This is a genomic window from Leclercia adecarboxylata (assembly GCF_006874705.1).
GTDB lineage: Bacteria > Pseudomonadota > Gammaproteobacteria > Enterobacterales > Enterobacteriaceae > Enterobacter > Enterobacter adecarboxylatus_C.
In genome coordinates, this window is record NZ_CP035382.1 from 3,111,859 (window position 1) to 3,126,105 (window position 14,247).

Here is a 14,247-nt window from a genome sequence, read left to right on the forward strand (position 1 = left end):
ATTTCAAAACCCGCTCCCTGAGCGGGTTTTTTTCGTTTTGGCTCAGCTGAACAAGTACAGTCTCAAAAAGCTGGCAAGAATCGCTACGCTCAGTACGAACATCCCCGCATTTGTTATTTTCTCTTTCATTGCGTCACCCTCAGTGTATGTGGTGACAGGTTGCCTGAGAAAAATTAAGCCAACATTAAGGCCCGCGTCTTTTAGTGAGCATTCACCGCAGAAATTAACCAAAATGCGAGCGCGGTCATCATTAGCGAACCCAGCAGATTGACCGCAATGTTCAGGAGCGCCCAGGCCGCACGTCCATCCTGCAACAGAAACACCACCTCTGCGGAGAACGTTGAAAAGGTAGTCAGCCCGCCGCAAAAGCCGGTGGTGATAAGGACTTTCCAGACAGGATCGATATGGGTCATTCGGTTGAACCACGCCAGACCCAGCCCAATGATAAAAGCGCCGAGAAGATTGGCCGTAAGGGTGCCGAACGGGATCTGCTGGTGCAGAGGGTTAAACCGCATGCTCAACAGCCAGCGCGCCACGCTTCCTGTGCCCCCACCGATAAAAACAGCTAAAAGAAGTTGAAACACGAACAATACCTGCTATCTGATGTGTAAGGACTCTGAGTGTAACGCCGTTTGAGGTAAGGGGAAAATATGCACGTTGCGGTTGGACAATTTGCAGTAACGGCAAACTGGCAAAAAAATGCCGAAACCTGCGTGTCGCTGATGGCGCAGGCAGCAGCGCAGGGGGCTTCGCTGCTGGTACTGCCTGAAGCGCTACTGGCCCGCGATGATAACGATCCCGACCTGTCCGTGAAGTCGGCCCAGCCGCTGGACGGCGGCTTTTTAACGATGCTGATGGCAGAGAGTGCCCGGAACCAGATGACCACGGTGCTGACCGTGCATGTCCCGTCAACTGCAGGCAGGGCAATAAACACCCTCGTCGCTCTGCGTGACGGCAGGATAGTTGAGCAGTACGCCAAGCTGCATCTTTATGATGCGTTCAGTATCCGGGAATCCCGGCTGGTCGATGCGGGAACGCGTGTGCCGCCGTTAATCGAAATCGACGGGATTCGTCTGGGGTTGATGACCTGCTACGATTTGCGCTTCCCGGAGATGGCGTTGAACCTGGCGCTGGCGGGGGCGGACGTGTTGGTCCTGCCAGCGGCGTGGGTCAGAGGGCCGCTCAAGGAGCACCACTGGGCAACGCTGCTGGCGGCCCGGGCGCTGGACACCACCTGCTATGTGGTGGCAGCAGGGGAGTGCGGTAACAAAAATATTGGTCAGAGCCGCATTATCGATCCCCTGGGCGTGACCATTGCGGCTGCAGCTGAGGGGCCGGCGCTGCTGTTAGCTGAGATTAGCCGGGAACGCGTTACCCTGGCGCGTCAGCAGCTGCCGGTCCTGCGCAACCGACGCTTCGCGCCTCCGCAATTATTATGACGTTTTTTAAACAACGCTTGATTCACCTTGTTACAGATTGCTATTGTGTGCGGGCGTCAAATGACCGTTAATAACGTCGGGTTTTTTAGGCGCGAAACGCAGCCTGTTTACGTCAAGAAGGTATCTATGGGTGAGATTAGTATTACCAAACTGCTGGTGGTAGCCGCACTGGTTGTCCTGCTGTTTGGTACCAAGAAATTACGTACGCTGGGCGGAGACCTGGGTGCTGCCATCAAAGGCTTTAAGAAGGCGATGAACGACGATGACGCCACGGCGAAGAAAGCCGATGCGGATATCGCCACTGAGAAACTCTCGCACAAAGAGTAACGGCCACGCCTCATGGCTTGCGATAGAAAAAAACCGGCTCAGGCCGGTTTTTTTATGGGTGAACTGTAAACTTTTGTGACGGGGTTTACTTCACTTCTTCGCCTTTCGCCTGCATATCGGCATGGTAGGACGAACGAACGAACGGACCGCAGGCAGCATGGATGAAGCCCATTGCCATCGCTTCGGCTTTCATTTCATCAAACTCTTCCGGGCTCACGTAGCGCTGGACCGGCAGGTGGTGGCGGCTTGGCTGCAGATACTGGCCCAGCGTCAGCATGGTGACGCCGTGGCGACGCAGGTCGCGCATCACTTCAACGATCTCTTCGTTGGTTTCACCCAGACCGACCATCAGACCGGATTTGGTTGGGATCTCTGGATGCGCTTCTTTAAAACGCTCCAGCAGTTTCAGCGACCAGTTGTAATCGGCACCCGGACGAACCTGACGATAGAGACGCGGCACGTTTTCCAGGTTGTGGTTAAACACGTCCGGCGGGGTAGCGTTGAGGATATCCAGCGCACGATCCATACGGCCACGGAAGTCAGGAACCAGCGTCTCAATTTTAATGGACGGGCTTTTTTCCCGAATGGCAGAGATACAGTCGGCAAAGTGCTGTGCACCGCCGTCGCGCAGATCGTCGCGGTCAACGGAGGTGATAACCACATAGCGCAGCGCCATGTCAGCAATGGTCTGTGCCAGTTTCTGTGGCTCATTAGCGTCAGGGGTAACAGGACGACCGTGGGCAACGTCACAGAACGGGCAGCGGCGGGTACAAATCGCGCCGAGGATCATGAAGGTCGCGGTGCCGTGGTTAAAACATTCAGCAAGGTTCGGGCAGGAGGCCTCTTCACAAACGGAGTGAAGGCCGTTTTTGCGCATCGCTGCTTTGATTCCCTGAATACGCGAAGAGTCCGCCGGAAGTTTGATCTTCATCCAGGCCGGTTTTCTTAACAGCGCTTCGCGCTCCGTAGCCACGTTTTTAACCGGGATTAGGGCCATTTTATCGGCATCGCGGTATTTAACACCACGTTCCATCACAATGGGTTTACTCATAGCGTGCGTCTTCCAGTTGCGAAAATCGAAGGAAAGCGTTTCAATTCAAGGGAATGTTGTATTTATCAACTATTTTTGAACGAACGACAGGCAGTATATCATTGATACGGACGATAAAGCAGCCTGCCCGGTCGCCAAATTGTAAAATAGTTGTTGTTTAGTGCCTTTTGTGTGGAGCAGCACGGCTTTGCAGGGGATAACCCCTTTTCAGAAGGCCTGGCGGATAACGTTGATCAGGTTTTCCAGCACAGGGTCACGCAGGCTCAGCTTGTTGTAATACAGCGAGATTTCAACGCATTCTGCATTGAGTGGGGCGAAGGGGATCTGCTCCAGCGGCCAGCAGTGGCGTACCAGGTTAAACAGGCGCTCCGGGATGATACCAATCAGATCGCTGCTGCCGATCAGGGCGGCAATCGTAAAAAGATTGTAACTGCTGAAGTTGACCTGCTTTTCCGGGAAAATATCGTTAATGCGTTGCCGCAGGCCATTCAGGTTTTGTCCTTCCAGCATCAGCAACGTTTGCTCGTAGTGCTGCAGATTTTCAACCGTGGCGGCCTGGCTCAGGGCTGGATGGTGTTTACGGCAGATCAACAGTAGCCTGTCAGCGAAGAGTACGTTGTGGCTCAGGGCGCGGGCATTAAGGGCGTTACTGTCGACAATCAGGTCGGTCTGGAACTGACCCAGCTGCGTCTCGGCGTCATGGACCGAAATATTACGCAGCATCAGGTGTGGCGCATGCGTCTTTACGGCCTGGTAAATCGGCGGCAGAACCAGCGCGCCCACGGTCGGGGTGGTACCAATAGTGATAGTGCGCTGCTTATCGTAGCTGCCGGTTAAATCCAGCGCCCCGAGAATCGACTCCAGGCCCTGGCTGATGTATTCGTGCAGATGCGTGGCGTAGGCGGTTGGCGTCACGCCCTGGCCTTTGCGAATGAATAACGGGTCCGGGAAAATTGTCCGTAATTTTTGTATGGACTGGCTTATTGCCGAGGGAGTGAGATTAAGAATTTTCGCAGCATTAACGATCCCTTTGTGAACATACACCGCCTCAAAAATCGTCAATAAGTTGAGATCAATATTGCGTAAAGTCCGAAAAATTTGTGGTTTTGCTTCAATGCCTGGTTCACTCAAGCGCTTTTCTGAAGAATTATTATTATCCACGCTATTCCTCCCTTTTCATTCACAATATAAATAATAGTTGAATTTAAATAATGTGCTTATTGTTATGGATAAACTGCTTTCGAGGGTTAATCTTTTTAAGTAAAATCATTGGGTTGTCTAATATTTGCGCAGGCGTGATCCGTGCCAGTCGGTTGGCCATGCCGGAGCAGACAATAGATAAATGCTTATACGCAGGCGCGTTACGGTCTTTTTGAAAATATAGAAACCAGGCATTGATGTAAAGCGTAAAAGCCTTCAAATAAGAATGGCCCATCAAATAATGAGCCAACGGGAGGCAGTAATTAAGCAGGAATATATTTATGGGGTGGATTGTTTAGCAGGGCTAAAAAAGCATTAACCAAATGAGGGCATGCAATTTCCGGGGTAATGTTCTCTACCCACTGACGCATTTGTGCCATTTCCATCCCGGCATAACCGCAAGGATTGATGCGCTGGAAAGGCGAAAGATCCATATTGATATTTAAAGCAAGACCGTGAAAAGAGCACCCTTTGCGAATACGCAGACCGAGAGAGCATATTTTCATTTCGCCAACATAGACGCCGGGCGCATCCGCGCGCGGGTGCGCATCAATATCAAATTCGGCCAGCGTATTGACTACCGTCTGTTCAAGCAGCGTTACCAGCTCGCGTACGCCGAGCTTTCTGCGCTTCAGGTTGAGCAGGACATACATCACCTGTTGGCCCGGGCCGTGGTAGGTGATTTGCCCGCCACGATCGCTCTGGATCACCGGGATATCGCCAGGCATCAGCAGATGCTCTGCTTTTCCGGCCTGGCCCTGGGTAAACACCGGGGGATGTTCTACCAGCCAGATCTCATCCAGCGTGTTCTCGTCGCGCGTGTCGGTGAATTCATGCATAGCCTGGGAGACAGGTTCATAGGGCTGGAGCCCAAGCTGGCGGACGAGAATAGTATCCTGATACAAAACGATATCTCCGAACGAAGGGACAAACTGTAGCGGGGAGTATATCACAGAGGGGAAACAGGTTACCCGGCCATGCGGGTAACCGAAAGGCGTTACAGCACCATACGTACGATATCGATATTACCGAGCTCTTCGTACAGCGTCTCGACTTGTTCAATATGCGTCGCCGTGATGGTGATAGACACGGAGTGGTAGTTGCCTTTGCTGCTTGGTTTCACCGTCGGAGAGTAGTCGCCTGGCGCGTGGCGCTGTACCACTTCAACCACCTGATCAACCAGCTCAGGCAACGCCTGCCCCATTACTTTGTAAGTAAAAGGAGTAGGGAATTCAAGCAGTTCGTTAAGTTTGGTTTTCATGTGAGCTCCGGCAGTACGTCAAAAAAAGAATAACTCCCACGTTGGGTGGGAGTTATCAGGTTACATAGTATATGGGGACGGAAATCACACTTTCAAGTGTTCAATTCTTAACCAAACCAGTGATGGAACATCAATTTAATGTAATCAATGATTTTGCCGAAGAAATTGCCTTCCGGGATTTCATCCAGCACCACCAGTGGGCGCTGATCGATAGTTTTGCCATCAAGCTGGAAGTTGATGGTGCCCACGACCTGGTTTTTCTGCAGCGGGGCGTGCAGCTCGCTGGCGTTCAGCACATAGCTGGCCTTCAGATCTTTCATGCGGCCACGTGGGATAGTCAGGTAGAGATCTTTATCGACGCCCAGGGAGGCGCGATCGTTATCCCCAAACCATACCGGCTCAGAGGCGAACTCTTTACCCGCTTTCAGTGGATTCACTGTTTCGAAGAAGCGGAAGCCCCAGGTCAGCAGCTTCTTGCTCTCGGTTTCACGCCCTTTGAAGGTACGACCGCCCATAACCGCTGAGATCAGACGCATCTGACCTTCGGTGGCAGAGGCTACCAGGTTGTAACCGGCTTTATCGGTGTGACCCGTTTTGATGCCGTCAACGTTCAGGCTGTTATCCCACAGCAGGCCGTTGCGGTTGGTCTGACGAATACCGTTAAAGGTAAACTCTTTCTCTTTATAGATGGTGTATTCGTTTGGCACGTCACGGATCAGCGCCTGGCCAATCAGGGCCATATCGCGTGCAGAGCTGTACTGACCATCAGCATCCAGGCCGTGAACAGTCTGGAAGTGGCTGTTTTTCAGGCCCAGCGCGGAAACGTAGCTGTTCATCAGGCCGACGAAGGCATCCTGGCTGCCCGCAGCAAAATCAGCCATCGCCACGCAGGCGTCGTTACCGGACTGCAGGTTAATACCACGGATCAGCTGGGATACGGGAACCTGCATGCCTGGTTTCAGGAACATCAACGATGAGCCCTTAAACACCGGGTTGCCGGTAGCCCATGCATCGTTACCGATGGTCACCAGGTCAGTTTCTTTGAATTTACCTGCTTTCATGGCCTGACCGATGACGTAGCTGGTCATCATTTTGGTCAGGCTGGCCGGGTCGCGTCGTGCATCAGCGTTCTGTTCAGCCAATACTTTGCCGGAGTTGTAGTCGATCAGGATGTAGGATTCCGCGTCGATCTGCGGAACGCCCGGGATCATGGTCTTGATATTCAGGTCATCGGCGTGAGCCACGGAGAGCGTGGCTGCGCAAAGCGCCGTAGTGAGCGCCATGCGCTGCATAAAACGAGCGGAGAAAGTGGTCTTCATGGTCAGAACAACGACATCCGTGATGGAATTAAAAAAAGTGCCTTACTATAGCAAATGCTATACAGGCAGGCATCCGACTTTCAGCATGAGAGTGTGAATCAACATGACAAATACTGACAATTCGGATACCGCTGATTAATCATTTCGCAACAGTGATAAACGACTGTAACTGCGCCTCATTCTGCAGACGCTGCTGCAGCGCTGCTGCTTCAGATTTGCTGGCAAACGGACCTAGCTGAATACGCCATACCGCGCCATTTTGCTCAACGCGGCCCGGCACGCCGAACTGTTGACCGAGGCGTTGCTGATACTGCTGGGCACGAGCCCGATCGCTGACCGCGCCAACCTGCACGACGTAGCCGCCGGCCTGGGCTGGTGCAGAAACGGGCGCCGTCACCGGTGCCTGAGTTGGGGCCGAAACAGGGGCTGTGACCGGCGCCGTCTGGTTCACTGGCGCAGTGACAACCGGCTGAGGCGCAGGCGGTTCGCTGCCTTCCAGCACCCCAGAGGCGAGCGTGGTCGGCGCGCCAAGGAAGCCGCTACTGCTGACCGGCGCGCCCATGCTGTCTTCGCTTTTCAGCGTGTCGTTACTGATGGGACGCACGTCACCCTGCGGCGCAGGTTCGGAAACGGACGATGCACCACCCATACCGCTGCTCAGATCGGGACGCGCGGGCAGGGCGTAAGTCTGTTTTGCCACGGTGGTACAGGCCATACCCGGACCCGAGAGCGAACCGTCCTGAGCAACAATAATCGGGTCGATGCGCACTTTGGTGTTATTGGAGGTATTCAGGCGGTCGGCCGCGGCGCGCGACAGCGAGATCGCGCGATCGTTGCCGTAAGGGCCACGATCGTTGATACGCACCACGATCATCCGGCCATTCGCCAGGTTGGTGATACGCGCATAGCTCGGGATCGGCAGAGTCGGGTGCGCAGCGGTGAGCTGCATCGGGTCGAACGCTTCGCCGCTGGCGGTCAGGTTGCTTCCCGGTTCGGCATCATAAATAGCCGCCAGGCCTGCCTGACTGAATCGGGAGAGATCCTGAACGATTTTGTAGCTTTTACCGTCGCGTTCGTAATCCTGATTAGCGGTGGCGCTCAGCGGTTCAAAACGCGGATCGGCTCCGCTGATCTCAACCACCGGACCATTACATACTGCCGGCTGCGCCGGTGCGACGGCAGCTTGCTGCTGACCGTCGTCACTTGTACAGGCTGCCAGTAAACTCACTGCGATGCAGATCCCAGACCACTGCTTACGCATTGCGTGCCCCTTATACGCTTTTTGACAACATTTTTCTGTGTGTGTGGATCGACATCACGATCCCGAACCCGGCCATCAGAACGATCAGGGCCGAGCCTCCGTAACTCACCAGCGGAAGCGGTACGCCTACCACCGGCAGAATACCGCTCACCATACCAATATTTACGAAAACATAAACGAATAAAATCAACATCAAGCCACCGGCCATCACCCGGCCAAAGGTGGTTTGCGCCCGGGCGGCTATCCACAACCCGCGCATGATTAACAGCAGATACAGCGCAAGCAGGATCAATATCCCCACCAGCCCTAACTCTTCCGCCAGAACCGCGAAGATAAAGTCGGTGTGGCGTTCGGGCAGAAATTCAAGCTGCGACTGGGTGCCGTGCAGCCAGCCCTTGCCGCGCAGGCCACCAGAGCCGATCGCAATCTTCGACTGTATAATATGATAGCCTGCCCCGAGCGGGTCGCTCTCCGGATCGAGCAACATCATCACGCGCTGGCGCTGATAATCGTGCATCAGGAAGAACCACAGGATCGGGATAAAGGCGGCAACCAGTACCACCGCAATGCCGATAAGCCGCCAGCTCAGCCCGGAGAGGAACAGAACAAACAGGCCGGAGAGGGCGATCAGAATTGAGGTGCCGAGATCCGGCTGTGCGGCGACAAGCAGCGTAGGCAGGAAGATCAGCACCAGCGCGATAGCGGTGTTTTTCAACGACGGTGGGCAAACGTCACGGTTTATGAAGCGAGCCACCATCAGGGGAACGGCGATTTTCGCAATCTCTGAGGGCTGAAAACGCACGATACCGAGGTCCAGCCAGCGCTGCGCGCCTTTTGAGATAGCGCCAAACGCATCCACCGCCACCAGCAGAATGATACAAAAAATATAGAGATAGGGCGCCCAGCCCTCGTAGACCCGTGGAGGGATCTGCGCCATCACCACCATCACCACCAGACCCATGGTGATCTGGCCGATTTTGCGTTCCGTCATGCCGAGATCCTGGCCGCTGGCGCTCCAGATGACCAGGGCACTATAGACCAGCAGCGCCAGCAGGATTAGCAGCATGGCCGGGTCGATGTGGATCTTGTCCCACAGCGATTTTTTATTCGGATTATCCGTCACGATTATTGGTCCTCCGCGCCGGCGGCAGCCGGGCTTTCACTCGGCAAGTCAGTGTTGTTATCACCCAGCATGATGTGGTCAAGGATCTGGCGCATGATGGTACCGACCGCCGGGCCTGCACCGCCGTTTTCCAGAATAATCGACACGGCGACCTGCGGGTTATCGTATGGAGCAAACGCAATCATCAGCTTATGGTCACGCAGACGTTCAGCAATTTTATGCGCGTTATAGGTTTCGTTCGCTTTCAGGCCAAAGACCTGCGCGGTACCGGATTTCGCCGCAATTTTATAGGGTGCGCCAGCAAAGTATTTATGCGCCGTACCGTTTGCGCGGTTGGCTACGCCGTACATCCCGTCTTTGGCAATTTCCCAGTAACCGGAGTGGATATCGCCCACCGGCGGCTCGTGCGGCTGCGACCACGGCACTTTTTTGCCGTCTTCGACGGTGCTCATCAGCAGGTGTGGCACTTTTACCACCCCATCGTTGATAAGGATCATCAGCGCTTTGCTCATCTGAATCGGCGTTGCGGTCCAGTAGCCCTGGCCGATCCCCACCGGAATGGTGTCACCCTGGTACCAGGGCTTCTTAAAGCGTTTCAGCTTCCATTCGCGGGTGGGCATGTTGCCGGAACGCTCTTCTGACAGGTCGATACCGGTATAGTGACCATAACCAAATTTGCCCATCCACTCGGACAGACGGTCGATGCCCATGTCATAGGCGACCTGGTAGAAGAAGGTATCCGCCGACTCCTCCAGCGATTTAGTGACGTTCAGATGGCCGTGACCCCACTTCTTCCAGTCGCGGTAGCGTTTTTCTGAGCCGGGCAACTGCCACCAGCCCGGATCGAAGAGACCGGTATTGCGGGTGATCACCCCGGCGCTCAGCGCGGAAACTGCCACATAAGGCTTAACCGTCGATGCCGGCGGATAGACGCCCTGGGTTGCGCGGTTGATCAGCGGCGTGTTGGGGTCGTTGAGCAGGCCCGAATAATCTTTACTGGAGATGCCATCCACGAACAGGTTCGGGTCGTAGCTCGGGGTGGAGACCAGCGCCAGAATGCTGCCGGTGCGTGGGTCGGTCACAATCACCGCCGCACGGCTGCCTGCCAGCAGGGTTTCAACATACTGCTGGAGTTTGAGATCCAGGGTCAGATAGATGTCATGCCCGGCCTGCGGCGGCACCTCTTTCAGCTGACGGATAACCCGGCCGCGGTTGTTAACTTCAACCTCTTCGTACCCGGTCTGACCGTGGAGTATATCTTCGTAATAGCGCTCAATGCCCAGCTTGCCAATATCATGCGTCGCCGCGTAGTTGGCGAGCTTGCCGTCTTTGTCCAGCCTGTCGACGTCTTTATCGTTGATTTTTGAGACGTAGCCGATGACGTGCGTCAGGGCAGAGCCGTACGGGTAGAAGCGGCGCTTGTAGCCTTTGACTTCCACACCGGGAAAGCGGTACTGGTTTACGGCGAAACGGGCCACCTGTACTTCGGTGAGGTTGGTTTTAACCGGGATCGACGTAAAGCGATGCGAGCGGGAGCGCTCTTTTTTGAAGGTGGCAATATCGTCGTCATTCAGATCGACCACGCTGCGTAGCGCTTCGAGCGTATCCTGCACGTTATCGACCTTTTCCGGCATCATTTCAATCTGATAGATCGTGCGGTTCAGCGCCAGTGGCGTACCGTTGCGATCGTAGATAATGCCGCGGCTTGGGGCGATGGGGACGAGTTTGATGCGGTTTTCGTTGGAGCGGGTCTGGTAATCGGTAAAACGGACAATCTGCAGATTATAGAGGTTGGCGATCAGTACGCCAGTCAGCAGCAAAATCCCCAAAAAGGCGACGAGCGCCCGGCGCACAAACAGCGCGGACTCAGCCGTATAGTCGCGAAAAGAATTCTGTAGTTTCATCCGCTGCTTAATTTATCCAGGACGTCATCATTACTCACGGTGATAAGGATGGTTAGTCGTGATGCTCCACGCGCGATAGAGACTTTCAGCAACCAACACCCGAACCAGCGGGTGGGGGAGCGTCAGCGCGGAGAGAGACCAACTCTGTTCTGCTGCCGCTTTGCAGGCGGGAGATAACCCCTCCGGACCGCCGATTAACAGGCTGACGTCGCGACCGTCCTGCTTCCAGCGCTCCAGTTCATGCGCCAGCTGCGGTGTATCCCAGGGCTTGCCCGGAATATCGAGCGTGACGATGCGGTTTTTGCCTGCGGCAGCCAGCATCAGTTCACCCTCTTTATCGAGAATGCGTTTGATATCTGCGTTTTTGCCGCGTTTACCGGCGGGGATCTCCACCAGCTCAAACGGCATGTCTTTCGGAAAACGACGCAGATATTCAGTAAACCCCGTTTGTACCCAGTCGGGCATTTTTGTGCCGACGGCTACCAGTTGCAGCTTCACGCATTAACCCCAGAGTTTTTCCAGCTCATACAGGCGACGGCTCTCTTCCTGCATGACGTGGACAATCACATCGCCAAGGTCAACGACGACCCAGTCAGCGGTCGCTTCCCCTTCTACGCCCAGCGGCAGCATACCGGCAGCGCGGGATTCCTGAACCACATGGTCAGCGATGGACGCAACGTGGCGAGTGGAGGTACCGGTGCAGATAATCATGCAATCGGTGATGCTTGATTTGCCCTGAACGTCGATGGCGATGATGTCCTGACCTTTCAGGTCATCAATTTTGTCGATAACAAAATCCTGGAGTGCTTTACCCTGCAAGTTTTCCCCCTGGGAGAGTGAGATTGAATAACTGTAAATTCGTAGCCAGACAGTATACCTGAACTGGCCGCAGTGTCGGGACAAATGTCACCGGACGGGCCTGCGAAGGCGGGTATCATCCCACCCTATGCCGGAGATTGCATCGCCATTTTTGTAAAACAGTTTTTGTAAAACAGTGCTGGCGGGAAGTCTGGCAGCGGAGGATATCAGCCTGGACGGGGGTGTCAATGGCGAGAGCGCGAATGGCGCGCTTTTTCTCCCGCCGCCCGGTCAGTTGCTGCTTTTCTGATACAGACCTTGCTGTTGAATGTAACGCAGCACCGCAGCGGGCAACATCTCATCGCAGGGGAGCCCCTGCTGCAGACGCTGGCGGATCAGCGTGGCCGAAATATCAAACCACGGCGTTTCCGCCAGGTAAATTTTACCGGCCGGCAGGCTATGCAGATCCTCAACCTGGTGCGTCAGGTGCTGCTCCAGCCACTGCTGATGCTGCTCCTCTTTCATCATCAGGGAATAGCCCGGGCGACGACAGACGATCAGATGGCTGTTATCGAGGATCGTCTGATATTGATACCAGCCCGGGAAGTTAAGCAGCGAGTCCTGGCCGATGATAAATGCCAGGGGGGTCTCCGGCCCCTGTTCGGCGCGCCACGCCTGCAGCGTTTCGGCGGTATACGACGGGGTATCCCGGCGCAGCTCGCGTTCATCAAGGCGAAACAGCGGCTTATCGGCAATCGCCAACGCCAGCATCTCTTTGCGTTGTGCAGGGCTGGCCTCGGGCTGCGGGCGGTGCGGCGGCACGTTGTTCGGCATAATAGTGACGCATTGCAGGCCAATCTGGTTCGCCAGAATCTCGACCGGTTTCAGATGCCCGTAGTGGATCGGGTCAAAGGTGCCGCCAAACAGGGCTTGTAGAGAGTGCATCTTTTACCCCTCTATAAAAATATCGGCCAGCGCCTTGTGGCACAGCAACAGCGAAAGACTTTCCAGCTCTGACCAGATCGACTGACCGTAATCCTGCTTCAGGGTCAGCTCGGTACGCATCAGCAGCTGAACGGCCTGGCGCAGCTGTTCCGGACTCAGGCGATTCAGGGCCTCGGTGGTCATACCGCGACGGTTCTGCCAGACCCGGTGTTTATCAAACAGCGCACGCAGAGGAGTATGCGCTGACTGACGTTTCAGGGTCAGCAGCAGCAGCAGTTCACGCTGCAGGGTTCTCAGGAGAATTACCGGCTCACTGCCTTCAAGACGCAGCTGTTGCAGAATATGCAGGGCGCGCTTGCTCTTCGCAGAAAGCAGGGCATCGACCCAGTGGAAAGGGGTGAAGTGGGCCGCGTCGTTAACCGCCTGCTCGACGCGCGGCAGGGTCAGTTTGCCATCCGGCCAGAGCAGAGACAGACGCTCCAGCGCCTGGGCAAGGGCCAGCAGATTACCTTCGTAGCAGTAACAGAGCAGTTGGTTGGCAGCATCATCCAGCTCCAGATTGCGCTGTTTAGCCCGGGCCGCGACCCATTTGGGCAGGTGCGCTTGTTCCGGGGTCTGACAGGTCACCAGCACCGAATGGTTTGCCAGCGCCGTAAACCAGGCGGCATTCTCCTGGGCTTTGGTCAGCTTGTTGCCGCGAACAATCAACAGAAGATCGCCGTGCAGCAGGCTCACCAGCGTGGCTAGCTGTTCGTTGATAGCGGCATTGGGGCCGTTTTCAGGTAACTGAATAAGCAGGGTTTGCCGGGCGGCAAACAGACTCATTGCCTGGCAGAGGGAGAAAATCTCCTGCCAGTCGGTGCTGTTATCCAGAGTGAAACTGTGGTGCTCGTCAAAGCCCTGGGTGGCCGCAAGCTGACGTACGGCGTCCTGGCTTTCCTGCAACAGCAACGGATCGTTTCCGAGAAGCAGATACGCCGCGCGCAGCCCTTCATTGAGCTGCGCGCGGAGTTGTTCAGGGTACAACCTGAGCATTACTGACCCAGCGTCGTGGAGACGCGAGGTGAGGATGCCGTTGGCTGAGCACCAAGCTGAGCTTTAAGGTCATTCTCTTTTTCAGCGGTATGGACGCTCGGCAGCTTACGGATCAGCTGCTCCGCTGCCTTGTCATACATTTCGTTAATGATAATGCTCTGCTCAGCATCTTTCGCCAGTGCAGTCTGCGGGTTATCGAAGAACGAACGGTAGACCTTGGTGCTGATAGGGTAAATATCGCTACCCGGAATCAGAACCGCGGCGTGGACTTCCATCACCATCTGGTATTCCGCAGTACGACCATCCTGGAAGATGGAGGCGGTATCCTGGCTCAGGGTCGAGCTTAATACGCGGAATGACGGTATATCCTGGCGCAGCGTTCCTTTTTCGATCAGGTCAACGCCGTTAAGACGCAGCTGGTTACGAATGGCACGGCTCAGCGGACCATTTGGATCGCCCGAATCGAAAATCATCGTTTTCATCTGTTCCGGCACCTGTGTGGTATTGCGCAGGTGCCAGCCACAGCTGGCGGTGACCAACACCGCCAGCGATAACAGTAATGTTGCCAGTTGTCGCACGCTTCC

Annotated in this window: 16 protein-coding genes; 2 read left to right on the plus strand and 14 right to left on the minus strand. The window is 55.2% G+C overall.

The genetic code is table 11. The features are described from left to right. Positions 1–200: 200 nt before the first annotated feature. Positions 201–584 (minus strand): fluoride efflux transporter CrcB, encoded by a 384-nt coding sequence (crcB, locus tag ES815_RS15750; RefSeq protein ID WP_039031372.1) that lies wholly within the window; start codon positions 582–584, stop codon positions 201–203. Between the two features lie 66 nt (positions 585–650). On the opposite strand from crcB, the gene ES815_RS15755 reads away from it, so the two are divergent. Both ES815_RS15755 and tatE read left to right on the plus strand, forming a co-directional pair. Beyond that, positions 651–1,439: a deaminated glutathione amidase gene (locus tag ES815_RS15755; protein ID WP_142488663.1), complete on the plus strand. Its 789-nt coding sequence runs from the start codon at positions 651–653 to the stop codon at positions 1,437–1,439. 126 nt (positions 1,440–1,565) lie between these two features. Beyond that, the gene (gene tatE / locus ES815_RS15760; protein WP_142488664.1) at positions 1,566–1,766 is read left to right on the plus strand and encodes a twin-arginine translocase subunit TatE; all 201 of its coding nucleotides are present in this window, start codon (positions 1,566–1,568) and stop codon (positions 1,764–1,766) included. 85 nt (positions 1,767–1,851) lie between these two features. On the opposite strand, the gene lipA is transcribed toward tatE, so the two are convergent. The 13 genes from lipA to lptE all read right to left on the minus strand — a co-directional run bounded on the left by lipA (position 1,852) and on the right by lptE (position 14,241). Then, positions 1,852–2,817, minus strand: a complete 966-nt coding sequence (gene lipA, locus ES815_RS15765; protein WP_142488665.1) for a lipoyl synthase — start codon at positions 2,815–2,817, stop codon at positions 1,852–1,854. Positions 2,818–3,024: 207 nt separating this feature from the next. Next, positions 3,025–3,978 (minus strand): YbeF family transcriptional regulator, encoded by a 954-nt coding sequence (locus ES815_RS15770; RefSeq protein WP_142488666.1) that lies wholly within the window; start codon positions 3,976–3,978, stop codon positions 3,025–3,027. A 302-nt stretch (positions 3,979–4,280) separates the two neighbouring features. After that, complete coding sequence (gene lipB / locus ES815_RS15775) at positions 4,281–4,922, minus strand: lipoyl(octanoyl) transferase LipB (protein WP_142488667.1); 642 nt, start codon at positions 4,920–4,922, stop codon at positions 4,281–4,283. A gap of 92 nt (positions 4,923–5,014) precedes the next feature. Next, on the minus strand, positions 5,015–5,278 hold the full coding sequence (gene ybeD, locus ES815_RS15780) for a DUF493 family protein YbeD (protein ID WP_003022706.1): 264 nt from the start codon (positions 5,276–5,278) through the stop codon (positions 5,015–5,017). Positions 5,279–5,385: 107 nt separating this feature from the next. Beyond that, positions 5,386–6,597 (minus strand): D-alanyl-D-alanine carboxypeptidase DacA, encoded by a 1,212-nt coding sequence (gene dacA, locus ES815_RS15785; RefSeq protein ID WP_142488668.1) that lies wholly within the window; start codon positions 6,595–6,597, stop codon positions 5,386–5,388. Positions 6,598–6,736: 139 nt separating this feature from the next. Next, a complete protein-coding gene (rlpA, locus tag ES815_RS15790; RefSeq protein ID WP_142488669.1) occupies positions 6,737–7,858 on the minus strand; it encodes an endolytic peptidoglycan transglycosylase RlpA in 1,122 nt (373 codons plus the stop codon). A 10-nt stretch (positions 7,859–7,868) separates the two neighbouring features. After that, complete coding sequence (mrdB, locus tag ES815_RS15795; protein WP_032617027.1) at positions 7,869–8,981, minus strand: peptidoglycan glycosyltransferase MrdB; 1,113 nt, start codon at positions 8,979–8,981, stop codon at positions 7,869–7,871. 2 nt (positions 8,982–8,983) lie between these two features. Continuing rightward, positions 8,984–10,885 (minus strand): peptidoglycan DD-transpeptidase MrdA, encoded by a 1,902-nt coding sequence (gene mrdA / locus ES815_RS15800; protein ID WP_142488670.1) that lies wholly within the window; start codon positions 10,883–10,885, stop codon positions 8,984–8,986. A gap of 30 nt (positions 10,886–10,915) precedes the next feature. After that, on the minus strand, positions 10,916–11,383 hold the full coding sequence (gene rlmH, locus ES815_RS15805; protein ID WP_003858701.1) for a 23S rRNA (pseudouridine(1915)-N(3))-methyltransferase RlmH: 468 nt from the start codon (positions 11,381–11,383) through the stop codon (positions 10,916–10,918). 3 nt (positions 11,384–11,386) lie between these two features. Next, a complete protein-coding gene (rsfS, locus tag ES815_RS15810; RefSeq protein ID WP_032617029.1) occupies positions 11,387–11,704 on the minus strand; it encodes a ribosome silencing factor in 318 nt (105 codons plus the stop codon). Between the two features lie 270 nt (positions 11,705–11,974). Continuing rightward, positions 11,975–12,628: a nicotinate-nucleotide adenylyltransferase gene (nadD, locus tag ES815_RS15815; RefSeq protein WP_142488671.1), complete on the minus strand. Its 654-nt coding sequence runs from the start codon at positions 12,626–12,628 to the stop codon at positions 11,975–11,977. A gap of 3 nt (positions 12,629–12,631) precedes the next feature. Next, positions 12,632–13,663 carry a DNA polymerase III subunit delta gene (holA, locus tag ES815_RS15820; protein ID WP_142488672.1) on the minus strand — a complete coding sequence of 344 codons (1,032 nt, stop codon included), beginning with the start codon at positions 13,661–13,663 and terminating at the stop codon, positions 12,632–12,634. Next, entirely contained in the window at positions 13,663–14,241 is a 579-nt protein-coding gene (gene lptE / locus ES815_RS15825; protein WP_142488673.1) for an LPS assembly lipoprotein LptE, read from the minus strand. The genes holA and lptE overlap by 1 nt, the downstream gene beginning before the upstream one ends. Between the last annotated feature and the right edge of the window lie 6 nt (positions 14,242–14,247).

Coding starts and splice junctions, on each gene's coding strand:
- ES815_RS15755 (WP_142488663.1), top strand. CDS start 651: ATGCACGTTGCGGTTGGACAATTTGCAGTAACGGCAAACTGGCAAAAA.
- tatE (WP_142488664.1), top strand. CDS start 1,566: ATGGGTGAGATTAGTATTACCAAACTGCTGGTGGTAGCCGCACTGGTT.
- lipA (WP_142488665.1), bottom strand. CDS start 2,817: ATGAGTAAACCCATTGTGATGGAACGTGGTGTTAAATACCGCGATGCC.
- ybeD (WP_003022706.1), bottom strand. CDS start 5,278: ATGAAAACCAAACTTAACGAACTGCTTGAATTCCCTACTCCTTTTACT.
- dacA (WP_142488668.1), bottom strand. CDS start 6,597: ATGAAGACCACTTTCTCCGCTCGTTTTATGCAGCGCATGGCGCTCACT.
- rlpA (WP_142488669.1), bottom strand. CDS start 7,858: ATGCGTAAGCAGTGGTCTGGGATCTGCATCGCAGTGAGTTTACTGGCA.
- mrdA (WP_142488670.1), bottom strand. CDS start 10,885: ATGAAACTACAGAATTCTTTTCGCGACTATACGGCTGAGTCCGCGCTG.
- nadD (WP_142488671.1), bottom strand. CDS start 12,628: ATGCACTCTCTACAAGCCCTGTTTGGCGGCACCTTTGACCCGATCCAC.
- holA (WP_142488672.1), bottom strand. CDS start 13,663: ATGCTCAGGTTGTACCCTGAACAACTCCGCGCGCAGCTCAATGAAGGG.